Source organism: uncultured Mucilaginibacter sp. (genome assembly GCF_903893715.1).
Lineage (GTDB): Bacteria > Bacteroidota > Bacteroidia > Sphingobacteriales > Sphingobacteriaceae > Mucilaginibacter.
This window is the reverse complement of the sequence record NZ_CAITNG010000139.1, coordinates 108611-125313: the sequence shown is the minus strand read 5'-3', so window position 1 is coordinate 125313 and position 16703 is coordinate 108611. Positions and strand designations below refer to the sequence as shown.

Annotated in this window: 14 protein-coding genes; 8 read left to right on the top strand and 6 right to left on the bottom strand. The window is 45.1% G+C overall.

Annotated elements, in window-relative coordinates; all coding sequences use genetic code 11:
• Position 1: 1 nt before the first annotated feature.
• Positions 2 to 718: a rhomboid family intramembrane serine protease gene (locus QZX97_RS16590; RefSeq protein ID WP_295650750.1), complete on the bottom strand. Its 717-nt coding sequence runs from the start codon at positions 716 to 718 to the stop codon at positions 2 to 4.
• Positions 719 to 733: 15 nt separating this feature from the next.
• Entirely contained in the window at positions 734 to 2584 is a 1851-nt protein-coding gene (gene mutL, locus QZX97_RS16585) for a DNA mismatch repair endonuclease MutL (RefSeq protein WP_295650753.1), read from the bottom strand.
• A gap of 134 nt (positions 2585 to 2718) precedes the next feature.
• On the opposite strand from mutL, the gene QZX97_RS16580 reads away from it, so the two are divergent.
• From QZX97_RS16580 to bshA, 3 genes are all read left to right on the top strand, one after another.
• Positions 2719 to 4350, top strand: a complete 1632-nt coding sequence (locus QZX97_RS16580; protein WP_295650755.1) for an amidohydrolase — start codon at positions 2719 to 2721, stop codon at positions 4348 to 4350.
• Entirely contained in the window at positions 4337 to 6148 is a 1812-nt protein-coding gene (locus tag QZX97_RS16575) for a serine hydrolase (RefSeq protein ID WP_295650758.1), read from the top strand. Before QZX97_RS16580 ends, QZX97_RS16575 begins: the two co-directional genes overlap by 14 nt.
• Before the next feature lie 69 nt (positions 6149 to 6217).
• A complete protein-coding gene (bshA, locus tag QZX97_RS16570; RefSeq protein ID WP_295650761.1) occupies positions 6218 to 7357 on the top strand; it encodes an N-acetyl-alpha-D-glucosaminyl L-malate synthase BshA in 1140 nt (379 codons plus the stop codon).
• A gap of 1 nt (position 7358) precedes the next feature.
• Here bshA and QZX97_RS16565 read toward each other — a convergent pair whose 3' ends face one another.
• Both QZX97_RS16565 and QZX97_RS16560 read right to left on the bottom strand, forming a co-directional pair.
• Positions 7359 to 7808 (bottom strand): RES family NAD+ phosphorylase, encoded by a 450-nt coding sequence (locus QZX97_RS16565; RefSeq protein WP_295650764.1) that lies wholly within the window; start codon positions 7806 to 7808, stop codon positions 7359 to 7361.
• 1 nt (position 7809) lies between these two features.
• Positions 7810 to 8343: an antitoxin Xre/MbcA/ParS toxin-binding domain-containing protein gene (locus QZX97_RS16560; RefSeq protein ID WP_295650767.1), complete on the bottom strand. Its 534-nt coding sequence runs from the start codon at positions 8341 to 8343 to the stop codon at positions 7810 to 7812.
• Between the two features lie 99 nt (positions 8344 to 8442).
• On the opposite strand from QZX97_RS16560, the gene QZX97_RS16555 reads away from it, so the two are divergent.
• On the top strand, positions 8443 to 8937 hold the full coding sequence (locus QZX97_RS16555; RefSeq protein ID WP_295664814.1) for a hypothetical protein: 495 nt from the start codon (positions 8443 to 8445) through the stop codon (positions 8935 to 8937).
• A gap of 36 nt (positions 8938 to 8973) precedes the next feature.
• Here the strand turns inward: QZX97_RS16555 and QZX97_RS16550 are convergent, their stop codons facing one another.
• Entirely contained in the window at positions 8974 to 10107 is a 1134-nt protein-coding gene (locus QZX97_RS16550; protein WP_295650773.1) for a lactonase family protein, read from the bottom strand.
• Between the two features lie 143 nt (positions 10108 to 10250).
• Entirely contained in the window at positions 10251 to 11765 is a 1515-nt protein-coding gene (locus tag QZX97_RS16545) for a pseudouridine synthase (RefSeq protein ID WP_295650776.1), read from the bottom strand.
• Positions 11766 to 12097: 332 nt separating this feature from the next.
• Here QZX97_RS16545 and QZX97_RS16540 point away from each other — a divergent pair, with 332 nt between their 5' ends.
• The 4 genes from QZX97_RS16540 (at position 12098) to uvrA (ending at position 16657) form a co-directional block, all read left to right on the top strand.
• A complete protein-coding gene (locus tag QZX97_RS16540; RefSeq protein ID WP_295650779.1) occupies positions 12098 to 12871 on the top strand; it encodes a lytic transglycosylase domain-containing protein in 774 nt (257 codons plus the stop codon).
• Positions 12872 to 13019: 148 nt separating this feature from the next.
• Positions 13020 to 13484, top strand: coding sequence for a PIN domain protein (locus QZX97_RS16535; RefSeq protein WP_295650781.1), 465 nt, complete (start codon positions 13020 to 13022; stop codon positions 13482 to 13484).
• Positions 13471 to 13629: a hypothetical protein gene (locus QZX97_RS16530; RefSeq protein WP_295650785.1), complete on the top strand. Its 159-nt coding sequence runs from the start codon at positions 13471 to 13473 to the stop codon at positions 13627 to 13629. Before QZX97_RS16535 ends, QZX97_RS16530 begins: the two co-directional genes overlap by 14 nt.
• 163 nt (positions 13630 to 13792) lie before the next feature.
• Entirely contained in the window at positions 13793 to 16657 is a 2865-nt protein-coding gene (uvrA, locus tag QZX97_RS16525) for an excinuclease ABC subunit UvrA (RefSeq protein ID WP_295664812.1), read from the top strand.
• The last annotated feature ends 46 nt before the right edge of the window (positions 16658 to 16703 follow it).

Below are 16703 nucleotides of genomic sequence, written 5' to 3'. Positions count from 1 at the left end.
ATCAACTATAAAAATTGTCTTGGCTGCCATAACCCCATATTTTTAACAAAATAAAACCGACCAATGCACCGCCCAAATGCGCGAAGTGCGCAACAGAATCGCCGGCAAACTGGCTTACCCCCGAAAAAAGCTCCCACACCACATAGCCTATTACGGCATACTTTGCTTTAATGGGTATTACCCCGTAAATACGCAGTTCTACATTCGGAAAAAGAACGGCAAAACCTACCAAAACACCAAATATAGCACCCGAAGCCCCTAAAATAGCACCACGGTAAATATCGTCGAGCTTTTCGAACGATGGCGATGTTTGAAACAAGCTTAGGTCGTGGTTGGCGATGGTAAACGAGCCGGTGATATGGTAAACCTCGATGGTTTGCACCAGCATCTGCATAGCTAACGCGCCAATGCCGGTTATAAAATAATAGTTTAAAAAGCGTTTTGACCCGAGTGTATATTCCAGTGTTGGCCCAAACATAAACAGCACAAACATATTCATAAAAATATGCCAAAAACCGGCGTGCATAAACATATAGGTAATAATTTGCCATGGTTTAAACAGCGGCGAATCGAAATAAAAGGCCGAAAATAATGAGGTAAGGTCGATACCATAGTGTTCCAAAACCCAGGTTGCAATAAAAAACAGCACATTAATAATAATCAGGTTTTTTACAACCGGTGTTAAATTAGCAAAGGGCGATTGCCTGTAGTAGTTCATAAAGCTAAATTCGTATTATTTATCAAACTTTTCCAAAAGCTCGTTTAATGTGAATGTAATAATTACGGGTTTTCCGCTTAGCGAGATGTTGGGCATTTGGCAGGCAAAAAGCTGATCGACCAGTAAATTCATCTCATCCAGCGAAAGCTTGGTGCCCGCTTTAATGGCGGCGTTACGCGCCAGCGACCGTGCCAGGTTATCCCGTTTATCCAACTTTAAAGCCGATTGATTGTTTTTAACACCCTCCAATAAATGTTCCAGCAGTTCGTGCTCGTTGGCATTGGGTAGTTCGGCGGGGATCCCTTCAACTACCACGGTGTTTTTGCCAAACTCACGGATGTCGAAACCCAAAGCGCGTATATCGTTGAGCAACTCACGCAGCAATTCATAATCGGCGGCGTTAAGCGTAACGCTTTGCGGGAACAAGGTTTGCTGGCTTACGCCCGAATGGCTGTCGAGCTGTTGCAAAAAGCGCTCGTACAATACCCGTTCGTGTGCGGCCTGTTGGTTAATGAGCATCATGCCCGATTTTATTTGCGATAAGATAAAACGGTTATGCACCTGGAACAGTTGCCTCTCACCGGGTTGTACCACCTGCTCATCATCAACCTTGATGGCTTTGTTGTGCACATCCATTTGCTGCTGTTCCGCGCCGTCTTTTTTGCTGATTTCGTAAAGCGTGTCCCAGTTTTGTGGGATAGGGTTGCGCTGGTAATCGCCATGCGAAGTGCTTTGCCGTTCTGCTTTAGCCTCAGGTGCAAAAGGGTTAAAATCTGCGTTGAACCGTATACTCGGCTGTATGATTTCGTCAAACGGCTTCTGCGTAATGAGGTGCTCAATGCTGTTCTCCTGGTCAAAATCAATGGTGGGTGTAATGTTGTACCTGCCCAGCGAGCGTTTTACCGCCGAGCGGATGATGGCATATAGCGCCTTTTCATCCTGGTATTTTATTTCTGTTTTGGTAGGATGTACGTTGATATCAATTTTCGCCGGGTCGATCTCGATGAACAGTACATATAGCGGGTAACTGTCATCAGGCAACAGTTCCTCAAAGGCCGTCATCACCGCATGGTTCAAATAAGCATCGCGTATGTAGCGGTTGTTCACAAAAAAGAACTGCTCGCCGCGGGTACGCCTTGCAAATTCGGGCTTGCCCACAAAACCGCGCAGTTTAATAATGGTAGTATCTTCTTCAACCGGTACCAGCCTTTGGTTGTATTGGTTGCCCAGCAAATGTACAATGCGTTGTTTGAGCGAGGTGGCAGGCAAATGGTAAACCTCCTGCCCATCATGGTGCATGGTAAAAAATATCTGCGGGTTGGCCAGCGCCACGCGCTGAAACTCATCGATAATATGCCGCGTCTCCACCGAATTTCCCTTTAAAAAATTGCGGCGTGCCGGGGTATTATAAAACAGATTTTTAACACTGACTGATGTACCGGCATTGGTTTGGCAGGCTTCCTGCCGAATCACTTCCGAGCCTTCAATATCTATTACCGTACCCAACTCGTCTTCCACGCGGCGGGTTTTCAGTTCTACCTGCGCTATAGCCGCTATCGAAGCCATTGCCTCGCCCCTGAAACCCATGGTGCGGATAGCAAACAAGTCTTCGGCTTTTCTTATTTTTGATGTAGCGTGGCGCTCAAAGCTCATTCGGGCATCGGTCAGGCTCATACCACAGCCGTTGTCTATCACCTGTATCAGCGCTTTCCCGGCATCCTTCAGTATCAGTTGTATCTTATCGGCACCCGCGTCAATCGCGTTTTCCACCAGTTCTTTTACAGCCGATGCAGGCCTTTGCACCACTTCGCCGGCGGCAATCTGGTTGGCAACGGCATCAGGTAAAAGCTGTATAATATCAGACATGTAAAATAATTCCCTTCAATTTCAATTTCGTTGCTAAATTAGAAAAATGATGCCATAACTTTACCTTTTAGGTGTAAGCTTATCGGCGCATCAACATTTATCAAACGCTTTTATATTTTTACTGTTATCAATTTATGAAAAAACTGCTGCCCGCCCTGCTGTTATTATGCGTAGCCTGTAAGCAAAAAGATTACAACGCCGATCTCCTTATAAAAAACGCTAAGGTTTATACCGTCGATGGTAATTTTAGGCAGGCCGAAGCTTTCGCCGTAAAGGGCGGCAAAATTATAGCCGTGGGCAGTACAGATAGCCTGACCGGCGTGTACAATGCCAAAGAGGTGGTAGATGCCGAAGGAAAAGCCGTTTATCCGGGTTTTATCGACGCGCATGCGCATTTTTATGCCTATGGCGAATCGTTGCACCAGGTCGACCTCACCGGGATGCAAAGCTGGGGGCAAATCGTCGACTCGGTACTATCTTTTTCCAAAACCAACCCCGATGGTTGGCTGATGGGTCGTGGATGGGACCAAAACCGCTGGAAAGTAAAGCAGTTCCCCAATAAATCAAAGTTAGATTCATTGTTCCCCGGCAGGCCGGTTGTTTTGGAGCGTGTGGATGGTCACGCATTTATAGTAAACCAGGCCGCGCTCAATATAGCTGGCATTAAACCAGGCCAAACCATCCCCGGAGGGCAAATAGAAACAATTAACGGTAAACTGACCGGTATACTTGTTGATAACGCGATGAAGTTGGTGGAGCACAAAATACCCCCCGAAGACTACGAGCAAACCAAAGCCGCTTTTATGGATGCGCAAGCCAGGTGCTTCGGCGTAGGTTTAACTACGGTTGAGGACTGTGGTTTGGATTATCCTATGATAGGCACCATTCGTGAACTGCAGAACAGCGGCAATCTAAAAATGCGGATGTACGTCATGTTGTCCGACAAGCCCGAAAACTTTACTTACCTTTTTAAGCGCGGTGCTATAAAAACACCACGCCTTGATGTGCGCTCGTTTAAGGTGTATGCTGATGGGGCACTCGGCTCGCGCGGGGCTTGCTTGCTGAAACCTTATGCCGATAAAAAAGGCTGGAACGGCTTTTTGTTAAATACCCCGGCGCATTATGAAGCCGTGGCGATGTTGGTGGCCTCCAAAGGCTTCCAGATGTGTACCCATGCCATCGGCGATTCGGCCAACCGTGTGATACTGAAAATTTACGCCAAAGTATTAAAAGGAAAAAACGACCAGCGCTGGCGCATTGAGCACTCACAAATTGTAGCGCCGGAAGATGTACACCTCTTCGGCGATTATAATATCATCCCTTCGGTGCAACCTACCCACGCCACATCCGACATGTTTTGGGCTGTTGACCGTTTAGGGAAAGAACGTTTGAAATCGGGTTATGCTTATCAGCAACTACTGCAACAAAACGGCTGGCTGCCCTTGGGTACCGATTTCCCTGTCGAAAATATAAACCCTATGTACACGTTTTATGCGGCAGTAGTGCGTAAAAACCTGAAAGGCAAACCCGACGATGGTTTCCAGATGGAGAACGCGCTGAGCCGCAAGCAGGCTTTAATGGGTATGACCATCTGGGCCGCCAAAGCCAATTTTGAAGAAAAAGAAAAAGGCAGCATTGAGCCCGGCAAATACGCCGACTTTGTGATGTTGGATAAAGATATCATGACGGCAGACGGTGCCGAATTACCCAACGTAAAAGTGCTGAAGACTTATGTTAACGGAGAAAAAGTATATGAAAAAAAATAAGCCGAATACTTGCTTATGGATAATGTTGTTGTTTGTTGTTCTCCATTCGGCCTGCGCGCAAAGTCCGCATAAACAGGGGATGAGTTATGTTAATGAGGAACGTCTGGTGCAAAGCTCAACCGTATTGTTAAATAACGAGCAGCAGTTGGTACCCATACAAAACCTCGATGCAGCCAAAATAGCCAGCGTGCATTTTGGTTATAATTATGCACCGGTGTTCGATAGTCTACTCAATAAATACACCAAAGTACAAAACTTTGCCGGTAACGACGCAAAAAGTATTGATGACCTTGCCGATGGACTAAAACTCTATAACACCGTCATAGTCGAATTAAGCGAAGCCGAGACAGCCAGCCCCGCGTTGGTCAACTTCATCAACACCAACAAAAAAGTAAGAAACGTCATCGTGGTACTTTTCGGTAACGGTAAGAATTTGGCGGGACTGGACCGTATTACTGCCCCCATAATTTGGTGCGGCAGGCAAACGCCGGTAGCGGCCATGTACACGGCCCAAATAATTTTTGGCGGTATAGCGGCCTCGCAAAGGCTAAATGCTACTTATTCCACAAAATACAAAGCAGGCGTCGGTTTTTCAACGACTAAAACGCGGCTGCAATACACCGTGCCCGAAGATGCGGGCATTAATGCTGATAACCTGTTGCCCATTGATGATATTATACACGATGCCATAAGTCTGCACGCTACACCAGGATGCGTGGTATTCGTAGCCAAAGATGGTAAGGTGATATTCAACAAAGCCTATGGCTATCATACCTATGACCATAATTATCCCGACCAAATTACCGACATTTTCGACCTGGCATCTGTAACCAAAATATCGGCTACCACAATGGAGGTAATGCGCCTGACCGAACAAGGTAAATTGAGTCTGGATTCTACCGTCGGCAGTTACCTTGCAAAAGCGCGAAATACCAATAAAAATGATATTAAAGTAAAGGAGTTGATGATGCACGAAGCTGGTTTAGTGCCATATATCCCGTTTTATGAGCATCTTAAGCCAGCCGATTTTAGCCGCGACTTGTCCGACGCCTATCCAACAAAAGTAGCAGAGCACTATTTTATGCGCAAAGGCTATTTTAATGATGTGATGTGGCCGCAAATGCTCAACTCACCGTTAAAAACCCGCGGACAATATGTGTATAGCGACTTGAGTATGTACTTTATGCGGGAGATTGTTGAAACAGTAAGCCAACAACCCTTGAACCTCTACGTTCAAAAACAATTTTATGACCCCTTAGGCATGCAAACCGCAGGTTTCTTGCCACGTAACCGTTTCAAAAAAGAACAAATTGCGCCAACCGAGAACGATACCTATTTTAGAATGGAACTATTGGATGGCTACGTGCACGATCAGGGCGCAGCAATGGCCGGCGGGGTGTCGGGACACGCGGGTTTGTTTGCCAGTGCCAACGACCTGGGTATTTTATACCAGATGATATTGAATGGCGGTACTTATGGCGGGGCACAGTATTTTAAACCGGAGACCGTGAACCTGTTTACCTCGCGCGAATCGACGGTAACCAACCGCGGTTATGGTTTCGACCGCACCAATCTGGATACGACGAAGCATTATCCGTCGCGTCTGGCTTCCCCGCAAACTTATGGGCATACTGGTTATACGGGTACTTGCTTTTGGGTCGATCCGCAAAGTCATTTGGTATATATTCTATTATCCAACAGGGTATACCCAAGCGATAGTAAAAAATTCAACGAGATTAGTGTGCGCGGCCGTGTGCAGGATGTGGTATACCAAGCAATTAGCAAAGGCATGCAATAATATTGATATAAACCTTATTTTTACATAGCGTTCACATTAATTGAAAATAATGCATTTATACTTGCACCAATGAAAATTGGAATAGTTTGTTATCCGACTTTTGGCGGTAGCGGCGTTGTTGCTACCGAATTAGGTAAGGCCTTGGCCGATAATGGCCACCAGGTGCATTTTGTAACCTATAATCAGCCCGCAAGGTTGGATTTTTTTTCCGAAAACCTTTTTTACCACGAAGTTTCAGTTTCCAAATACCCGCTGTTCGATTACCCACCCTATGAGTTGGCCTTAGCCAGCAAACTGGTGGATGTAGTTCGTTTCGAAAACCTTGACATTCTGCACGTACATTATGCCATACCCCATGCTTCGGCGGCTTTCATGGCCAAGCAGATTTTGGCCACCTATGGTATCCATATTCCGGTAGTGACAACGCTGCACGGCACCGATATCACCCTGGTTGGTAAAGACCGCACCTATAAGCCGGTGGTAACTTTTTCCATCAATAAATCCGACGGTGTAACTGCCGTATCACATAATCTAAAGGAAGATACACTTAAGTTTTTCGAGATAGAAAACGAGATCAGGGTAATACCCAACTTTATCGATCTGAAGCGCTTTAACATGAAAGCGAAAGACCATTTTAAAAAGGCCATTGCCCCTGCCGGCGAAAAGATATTGATCCACACCTCCAACTTCCGCAAGGTAAAACGAACACAAGACGTGATCAAGGTATTCTCGAAAGTGTGCAAAGTAATCCCATCAAAACTATTGATGGTAGGCGATGGTGGCGAGCGCTCTGAATGTGAACAGCTTTGCCGCGATTTGGGCGTTTGCGATAATGTACGTTTTTTAGGCAAACAGGAAGCTATCGAAGAAATATTATCGGTTGCCGATCTGTTTATGATCCCCTCACAATCGGAAAGCTTTGGTTTGGCGGCACTGGAGGCGATGGCTTGTCGTGTACCGGTCATCAGCTCGAATGCCGGTGGTTTGCCCGAATTGAATGTGGATGGTGTTACCGGCTTTTTATGCGATATCGGTGATGTAAAGGGCATGGCCGAAAAAGCAATCTATATTTTACAGGATGACGAACGCCTGAATACATTTAAAGACAATGCCTTAAAGCGTGCCAAGGAGTTCGATCTGAGCCTTATTCTCCCGGTTTACGAAGACTACTACCGCGAGGTTATCGCTAAAAACACCACACTTGCGTAACCTATTGTTTAATGCGCCGGTCGAACGAAAATGGCTCGGTTTTAATTAAACGGACGTGTTTAAAGTCAGGATGTAGGGGATTGAGCAAATAATTTACTTCTTCGTTGATGATAGAGGAGGGCACTTGTAAAACAGCCGTCTTTCCTCCTGATATCCATTTTTCGCCAATAGCCTGTGTTATGGGCATTTGATGGAAATCTCTCCAATCATCGGTCAGGCTATCCAGCGTGATAATTTCTTTTGCAATACCGTCGTCAACTTCAATGGTCATGATGTTAAAAAGCTGGTTCAAGCCCGACTGGCTTCGGTGCACCACATTTTCGAGGCAGGCCAAAGAGCGCGATGAAGCCGTGTATATTACTTCAACTTCGTTTGGGTTCCATCTGGCAGCTCTGCCCGAGGCTGTTAGGGCGACAGTGTGTTTTGCTAAGGCTATCCTGTAAACAAGCATTTTAAGCTAAATCGCCATATTCAAGCCTGATGAGTTCTTCTTCAATCAGGTTTATACCGGTAATGGTATCCATCATATCAAAAGGGAATTGGTTGCCCAGACCATAAGCCGCCTGGTTAAGCCATTGATGAAACGCTGCTGCCGAGCCAAACACAGCTATACCCTTTTCAAATAAAGCAAACGATTTTAGCAGCTTTTCGCTTAATGCGGCATCAAGGCTTAAGCCTTGTGTTACATAATTTTGGATGGTTTTAACAGTGGTTTTAAAAGTTTCTTGAAACTCAATAGGCGAAAAGCCGGATAAAGCCAAAAAATCAACAGCGGCTTTGGCGTTTAAGCCCTTTTTTGAGCTTGTTAGCAAACTTATCGCATTGGCATACGAAGGTTGGTAGGGTTCTAAAAAGGCAACTTCTATCATATGCGTATTTGTGTTTGCTGCAATGTACGGCTCTTGCTTGTCAGCAAAAATGCTTGCTGCTTCGGCCGCCACATATTTTTTCCTTTTATGCACAAACAAATATAGAAATTTTTCCAAATAAAAAAGAATTTTTTCTATCTGGTATTTTAATCAAAAGCATGTTTACCATTGGCAAGGTTTATGCTTATTTTTGTCATGATCTTATAGTTTCAAGAAATGAATAATAACATGTATAAACGCTTTCAATTCACTGCCCTGATACTCTTTGTACTGATATTGGTCGACAGTTGCACGGTAGTCAACAAAACCGCAGGTGTCGACCGTAGCAAATTTGTAGGTACGTGGACTTTAAATAACGTAGGTTACCAAAGCCTCATAGGCAATGCTGTAACCAAAGTGTTCGACCAGGCGCCCCCCGCCGATTTTATTGGCAGCACGTGGATACTCACCAACAGCGGTAACGGGCAGTATACCTTGGCCAATGGTACTTCACAGAGTATTTACTGGTCGTACTACAATCCCGGCAACGGCGTAGAGCCGGCCTTTCAATTCAAAAAAATATACCAGGGCGATAAAGTTAAAGATGTGGATTCAGGCTATCGCCTTAACATCAGTAGTAACGATGGCGCAACCATGGTACTGAAAAGCCCGGTTGCTATTGGCAACAGCAATGGTTACGTGGTTTATACCTTCACCAAAAAAGGCAATTAATCAATATAAGAATAGCGATGGGTTTCACACCCATCGTTATTGTATCGCCGCAAACTTCAGGCACGAAGGATTGCCGATTTCAAGCTTTTGATTGGTATAAGTTAGTTTCCCCGTTGTTTTGTTGATGCTAAAAACATAAATGTCGTCGCTGTTTTGGTTGGCTACCAGCAGGAATTTTCCGGTTGGGTCGATATTAAAATTGCGCGGTGTTTTACCTAGGGATGATGTGCGCTGCACAAAGGTGAGTTTACCATTAATCTGGTTTATCTTGAAAACTTCTATCTCGTTCGCATCCCCGCGGTTGGTGCTGTATAGGAATTTGCCATCCGGCGATATATGGATATCAGCGGCGCCAACTTTGCCTTTAAAACCATCGGCAATTAAACTAACGGTTTGAATGGCGTTGAGTTTACCATCGGCATATTGATAAGCTGTGATGGCAGCGCCCATTTCCTGTATCAGGTATAAAAACTTTTTATTTGGTGCTATAGCAATATGCCTTGGTCCGTTACCGGGCTTAACCATTATAAAAGGAGTTGTTGCAGGCTGTAATGGCTTTGCTGCCGATGGGTCATAATCGCAGATGTTCAACTTATCCGTTCCCAGGTCGGTGTAAAACAAAAATTTTTCATCGGGCGATAGGGCGGCAGTATGCACGTGCGCTTTCTCTTGCCTGTCTTTATCCACGCCTGTACCCTCGTCTTGTATGGTTTGCGATGGCTCGGCCAATGAGCCGTCGGCTTTGATAGGCAATACCGTAAGGCTACCACCGGCATAGTTGGCCACAAAAACGTTTTTGTTGGCCTTGTCGGCCATGATGTAGCAAGGTCCTGCACCGTTGGATGGTTGCTTGTTCAATAATTTCAACTCCCCTGATTTTGGCTCGAACGAAAACGAGCTTACACTGCCGGTCCGCTCTGTACCCACCTCGTTAACCGAGTACACAAATTTTCGGTTGGTTGATACGGTAAGATATGATGGATTGTTGACCCCTGTAACTTTATTGAGGTAAATAGCCTTCCCTGTCGTTGCATTGAACTGATAAACATATATCCCCTCACTTTTGCCGGTGGTATAAGTGCCTATCAGCAGGTCGTAAATTTTAGCTTTGGTTTGTGCCTGTAAAAGTGTTGGTAGGGCCAGCAGCAGTATGAGGATATACTTTTTCATAGATGGTTAAATTGGTGTTGCAAGTTAACAAATCTGTCAGCAACAAAAAACCTCCCGCTTAAGCCTAAAACGGGAGGTATAGATTGGGTATTCTTAAAGAGATTTTCTGTCTTGATTCTTGACTCTCGACTCTTGCTTCTGTCTTATTTTATCAAATGCTTTAACTGGATAATTTCTTCCTCATTCAAATATCTCCATCGGCCACGTGGCAGGTCTTTTTTGGTAAGGCCCGCATAGATCGAGCGGTCCAGCTTCACAACATCGTAACCCAAACTTTCAAATATTCGCCTTACTACACGGTTTTTACCGCTATGTATCTTGATACCAATTTCGCGTTTGCTGCCACCGGTTATATAAGCTACTTCATCAGGTTTAATTAAACCGTCTTCAAGCTCAACACCGTAAGCTATTTTGTTCAGGTCGCCTTGGGTAAGGCTTTTGTTCAGTTCAACCTGGTATAGTTTTACGATGCTATTACGCGGGTGCGACAATTTATCGGCCAGGTCGCCGTCATTCGTCATTAATAACAAACCCGTTGTGTTGCGGTCGAGGCGGCCAACGGGGTAAATGCGTTCTTTGCTGGCTTTTTCAACCAGATGCATTACCGTGCGGCGTTCCTGCGGGTCTTCGGTAGTGGTGATGTAGTCTTTTGGTTTATTCAATAGCACATACACCATTTTCTCGCGTTTCAGGGTCTCGCCGTTGTAACGTACCTCGTCTTTGTATGGGTCAACCTTAAAACCAAGTTCCGATATTACTTCGCCGTTTACAGACACAACGCCCGCAACAATCAGCTCATCAGCCTTACGCCTTGAGCAGATACCCGCGTTCGATATATAGCGGTTCAACCTAATTTTTCCTTTGTCTGTATCTTGTGTTTTTGATGTCGGCGTTTTACGGCCGCGCATCGACCTGTCTGGTTGTGGTTGGTCGGCATCAAAAAACGTTTCCCTTACCGAACGTTCTTTTGGTGCGCCTTTATCAAAGCGTTTTGGAGCGCCGCCTGTTGAACGTGCGCGGGCCGGCCTGTCATCGCTTGTCGATTTACCCTTATATCCCGAACCTTCTTTCTTAAACCCACCCTCGCGGGTCGGTTTTTCCGAAAAATCTTTACTGCCGTAAGGTTTGCGTTTAAAACTATCGGCACCGCCTTCTTTTTTAAATCCGCCTTCACGTGGGGTGTCGCTAAAATCTTTTGTTCCGTAAGGTTTGCGTTTAAAGCTATCTGCTCCGCCTTCTTTTTTAAATCCGCCTTCGCGGGGGGCGTCGTTAAATGTCTTGGTTCCGTAGGGTGTACGTTTTCCGGGTGCGCCGCCATCTTTTTTAAAGCTTGGACCGTCGCTAAATGTCTTGCTGCCGTAGGGGCGGCTTTTGCCTTCGCTCGCCGGCTTGCCTTTATATTTTTTGTCGGACGAGCCTTCGCCTGGTTTTGAGAAATTTTTATTGAAAGATTTCTTTTCGCCGGCCTGTTCGCCGTCATATTTTCTTTTCGGACGGTCATCATCCGATTCGGATTTTTTATAACCTGCGCCGCTTGGTTTTGACCTTGATGCCGAAGATGATTTTTTGGTATTGTCTGTACCGCCTTGTGGAGAAGACCGGCGGCCTGAATTTGCGGGCCTATCGTCGCGACTGTTCCCTGATTTTTTGAATGCCATATTGTTTGTTTAACGCTGTCTCAGCGGGGCAACAAAAGTACGCTAATTTAAGTAACCCTGCAAAGTAAATTTCACGCCGAATTAACCCGTGAAACTATGAAAAATAATCGAAAATAGGGCAAAAAGAGGCCTCAATTTTCCACATTTTTCAAAAAAACCAATTTTCTGTATCGGTCTAAATTCGCTCTTTAGGGTAGTTTAAAGTGCCTTTTTTTAGGCGTAACAACGATGTTGAAAAATTGTTTTTTACGTAAGTGTTTGATTGTGTGCGCTATTGGGCTTATCTTTGCAGCAGTTTTTAACTAAAATGTTCATTAATGATTGAAAAGAAAATGATTAAAAAACACTTACTTACGTGCTCCGTAATCTTAGTGCTGACGATCATCTTCCAACTATCTTTTGGCGACACCGAAACACACCGCAAACCGCGTAATACACCCCGTAATTACGCCTTTATTTCGTACGAAAACAGCCCCAAAAACACGCTGAATTTTGCGAATGAAGAATTGCCGGCAGATAGGAATGTGAATGGGAAAATGAGACGCTCTTTGAGGCTGCACAGCTTCAGTAACGTGGGATCGGAAGTACTGCAACGCAAAGCAGAAATGATGTTCCCCATAATCGAGCCAATATTATTGGCATACGGTATCCCCGATGATTTTAAGTTTATCCCCTTGGTCGAATCAGGCTTTGGCGAAGGAAAATCCACCCGCGGCGCTTATGGCCCCTGGCAATTTATGGCTGGTACCGCGCGTACCTATGGCCTACATGTAAACAAACATCGCGATGAGCGGTTGGATATTGCAAAATCGACGGTGGCCGCTTGCAAGTACTTATTGGAACTACATCAGGAATTTAAGAGCTGGACATTAGTTGCGGCCGCTTATAACACCGGTTCGCCCAATTTGGCGCGACTGATACACCAACAGCGTGAGCATAATTACTTCCGCATAAAGATGAATAGCGAAACAGGCAGGTATGTGTACAACCTTATCGCCATGAAGCAAATCATCAACGACCCGCAGAAGTATGGTTACAGTAGTTATAAACCACTGTACTCGTACGTCCCCGGTTTTTCGAACAACAATGCGATAGCATTCAACTAAGTTAAATTTTTAACGAAGGAGCACGGTATTGGCGGGTACGTTTACTAACGTACCCGCCTTTTTTATAGACACGTTCTATAATCCAGAATGTCAAAAGCAATCGACAAATCGTATGATATTTTGCCTAAATTTGATTTAAAGGATAATCATGAAACAACGCATTTATATTGATACATCTGTTGTGGGCGGTTATTTTGACGAGGAATTTAAAGACGCGACACATTTATTGTTTGAGCGACTCAAAAATGGCGAAGTCATCTTTGTAGTATCTGATTTGCTTGAACTTGAATTAATAAATGCCCCCAAGAAGGTTAGAGAACTACTTGATGAGTTTTCTGAGGATAAGTTTGAAAGGATAGAATTAATCGAAGAGGCGGTCGAACTCGCCGATAGTTATATTAAAGAAAAGGTAGTTGGGAAAACAAGTTTGGAAGATTGCAGGCATATTGCTTTAGCAACAATAAAAAAAGTCGACGTATTAGCGAGCTGGAATTTTAAGCATATTGTGAATTTGGATAGAATAAAAGGCTACAATTCAGTAAATTTGAAAATGGGCTATAGCATGATAGAAATTAGAAGTCCCAAAGACTTAATAAACTATGGAAACTATTAAAAAAGAAAAAACCTTCGACGCCGTAAAAATGATGCGCGACATAAGGGACAAAATAAGCTTGGAAACTCAGGATATGACTTTTTCTGAGTTGAAAGAATACATCCAAAGCCAAATTAAGCAAGGTAAAGCTAAAGCTAAAGCTTAATAATTTGGCTGTCCAAACTGATTAAACATCTTTATATCATATCCTTAGATTGATAAAACTGCACCCGTTTTTTGCTTATCTTTGCAGGCTTTCAAAAAACTGTCTATTTTAGGGAGTTACGCTGAAAGCGCGATAACAATATAAGTTTGGGTGCATACTATATATGAGTGAAAAAACAGTCGACCTGGGCGGGCAAAGTGAAGTAGAAGTTTTTGGGGCCAGGGTACATAACTTAAAAAATATTGATGTTTCCTTTCCGCGCAACAAGCTGGTAGTTATTACCGGGCTGAGTGGTAGCGGCAAGTCGTCGTTGGCTTTTGATACCATTTATGCCGAGGGTCAGCGCCGTTATATGGAAACTTTCTCGGCCTATTCGCGCCAGTTCATGGGCGGCATGGAGCGTCCCGATGTCGACAAAGTATCAGGTCTTAGCCCCGTTATCGCCATCGAACAGAAAACTACCAGCAAAAACCCACGCTCAACAGTAGGCACTATTACCGAGATATACGATTTTATGCGCTTGCTTTACGCCCGAGCGGGTGATGCATATTCATACGTTTCCGGCGAGAAAATGGAGCGCATGAGCGAAGACCAGATACTGCGCACCATACTCGAAAAGTTTAACGATCAGCCGGTAAACATCCTGGCCCCGATAGTAAAAGGCCGCAAAGGGCATTACCGCGAACTGTTCGAGCAGATACGCAAACAAGGCTATATCAAGGTTTGGGTGGATGGCGAAATGATGAACGTAGAACCCAAAATGCAGGTGGACCGCTACAAAATTCACGACATAGATATTGTGGTGGATAGGCTGGTGGTGAGCGACAAGGACACCAAGCGTTTGCATACTTCCATACAGACGGCCCTAAAAGCCGCCAAAGGCATCATAAGGATAGCCGACAAGGATAATAACCTGTTTTACTTCAGTAAATTTTTGATGGACCCGGTTTCGGGCATATCATACGATGAGCCGCAGCCGAACACTTTCTCATTCAACTCGCCCTACGGCGCGTGTGAGCGTTGCGATGGCCTGGGCTATATTTTCGAGGTGGATGAGGCATCGGTGATACCCAACCCCAAACTCAGCATCATGAACGGCGGTTTGGCCCCCCTGGGCGAATACCGAGAAACATGGATATTCCAGGTATTAAAAGCCTTGGCAAAAAAGTACGATTTTGCTTTGGCTACACCAATAGAAAAGATTCCACGCGAAAAACTGGAGATTATCCTTAACGGCTCACACGAATTGATTACTGTTCCCGTAGAATACAACAAATGGAACGTAACCAATTACCAGATCAGTTTTGATGGCATCATCAAAATGCTGGAAGAGCAGCAGGAAAAACGCGGAGAAGATGCTTTAGGCGATATGGACAGCTACCGTGTACTTAAAACCTGCCCGGTTTGCGATGGTGCACGATTGAAAAAAGAATCGCTGCACTTTAAAGTGGATGGCAAGAACATATTCGAGCTGGCCTGTATGGACATCACCGACCTGAAAGCTTTTTTTGAAGGGCTGGAAGACAGGTTAAACGAACGCCAGAATGTAATAGCCAAAGAAATACTGAAAGAAATACGCTCGCGCATCGGCTTTTTGCTGGACGTGGGTTTAAGTTATTTAACACTCGACCGTACCGCTAAAACGCTTTCGGGCGGCGAGGCACAACGTATCCGCCTGGCAACTCAGATTGGTTCGCAACTGATGAACGTGATGTACATTTTGGATGAACCAAGCATAGGCCTTCACCAGCGCGATAACGACCGGCTGATAAAAGCCCTCAAAAACCTGCGCGATTTGGGCAATACCGTCTTGGTTGTGGAGCACGACAAGGACATGATACTGGAAGCCGACCATGTCATCGACATGGGGCCGGCAGCCGGTGTTCACGGCGGCCAAATAGTGGCACAAGGTACCCCTGCCGAGTTAATGGTAGTGCATACACTCACCACATCGTATCTCAATGGTGAGCGGGAAATTGCCGTGCCTGCAAAACGCAGGCCGGGCAACGGTAAAACATTGTCGCTAAAAAAGGCTACAGGCCATAACCTTAAAAAGGTATCAGTTGATTTCCCTTTAGGCAAACTCATCGGCGTTACAGGGGTATCGGGCAGCGGTAAATCAAGTTTGATTACCGAAACGTTGTATCCTATACTGAATCACCACTTTTTCAGGGCGAAAAAGCATCCTTTGCCGTACGACAAGATAGAAGGCCTGGAACATATCGATAAAGTGATCGAAATCGACCAGTCGCCGATAGGTCGTACACCGCGCTCAAACCCGGCAACTTACACAAGCGTATTCTCTGACATCCGTAACCTGTACGTTGCCCTGCCCGAATCGAAGATACGCGGCTACAAACCCGGCCGTTTCTCGTTCAACGTAAAGGGTGGCCGCTGCGAAACCTGCCAGGGCGCCGGCATGAAAGTGATCGAAATGAACTTTTTACCCGATGTAGCAGTTCCCTGCGAAGAGTGCAACGGTCGCCGCTATAACCGCGAAACGCTTGAAGTGCGTTACCGAGGCAAGTCCATCAGCGATGTATTGGACATGAGCATTGAGGATGCTTGTCCGTTTTTTGAACATATCCCGTCTATCTATCGCAAAATAAAAACATTGGAAGATGTAGCTTTGGGATACATTACTTTAGGCCAATCGTCAACCACGTTATCGGGCGGCGAGGCGCAACGCGTTAAACTGGCCACCGAACTTTCCAAAAAGGATACCGGCAATACCTTCTATATTTTGGATGAGCCGACAACAGGTTTGCATTTTGAGGATATCAATGTGTTGTTAGGCGTTATCAACCTGCTGGTTGATAAAGGCAATACCGTATTGGTGATAGAACATAATCTCGACGTGATAAAAGTAGTGGACCATGTGATTGACCTCGGCCCCGAAGGCGGCTCAGGCGGAGGCAAAATATTGTTCGAAGGGACTCCAGAAGACCTGTGCAAAGTAAAAGGCAGCTTTACCGGCATGTTCCTGAAAAAGGAAATGGAGTTGACGGCGAAGAACAAGAAGAAGTAGTGATACAAATCATCTAAAACAAATCTTCTATTGCGTAACTTTATAA

Coding starts and splice junctions, on each gene's coding strand:
- bshA (WP_295650761.1), top strand. CDS start 6,218: ATGAAAATTGGAATAGTTTGTTATCCGACTTTTGGCGGTAGCGGCGTT.
- QZX97_RS16540 (WP_295650779.1), top strand. CDS start 12,098: ATGATTAAAAAACACTTACTTACGTGCTCCGTAATCTTAGTGCTGACG.
- QZX97_RS16565 (WP_295650764.1), bottom strand. CDS start 7,808: ATGCTTGTTTACAGGATAGCCTTAGCAAAACACACTGTCGCCCTAACA.
- QZX97_RS16575 (WP_295650758.1), top strand. CDS start 4,337: ATGAAAAAAAATAAGCCGAATACTTGCTTATGGATAATGTTGTTGTTT.
- QZX97_RS16545 (WP_295650776.1), bottom strand. CDS start 11,765: ATGGCATTCAAAAAATCAGGGAACAGTCGCGACGATAGGCCCGCAAAT.
- QZX97_RS16535 (WP_295650781.1), top strand. CDS start 13,020: ATGAAACAACGCATTTATATTGATACATCTGTTGTGGGCGGTTATTTT.
- mutL (WP_295650753.1), bottom strand. CDS start 2,584: ATGTCTGATATTATACAGCTTTTACCTGATGCCGTTGCCAACCAGATT.
- QZX97_RS16550 (WP_295650773.1), bottom strand. CDS start 10,107: ATGAAAAAGTATATCCTCATACTGCTGCTGGCCCTACCAACACTTTTA.
- QZX97_RS16530 (WP_295650785.1), top strand. CDS start 13,471: ATGGAAACTATTAAAAAAGAAAAAACCTTCGACGCCGTAAAAATGATG.
- QZX97_RS16580 (WP_295650755.1), top strand. CDS start 2,719: ATGAAAAAACTGCTGCCCGCCCTGCTGTTATTATGCGTAGCCTGTAAG.
- QZX97_RS16555 (WP_295664814.1), top strand. CDS start 8,443: ATGAATAATAACATGTATAAACGCTTTCAATTCACTGCCCTGATACTC.
- uvrA (WP_295664812.1), top strand. CDS start 13,793: ATGAGTGAAAAAACAGTCGACCTGGGCGGGCAAAGTGAAGTAGAAGTT.
- QZX97_RS16590 (WP_295650750.1), bottom strand. CDS start 718: ATGAACTACTACAGGCAATCGCCCTTTGCTAATTTAACACCGGTTGTA.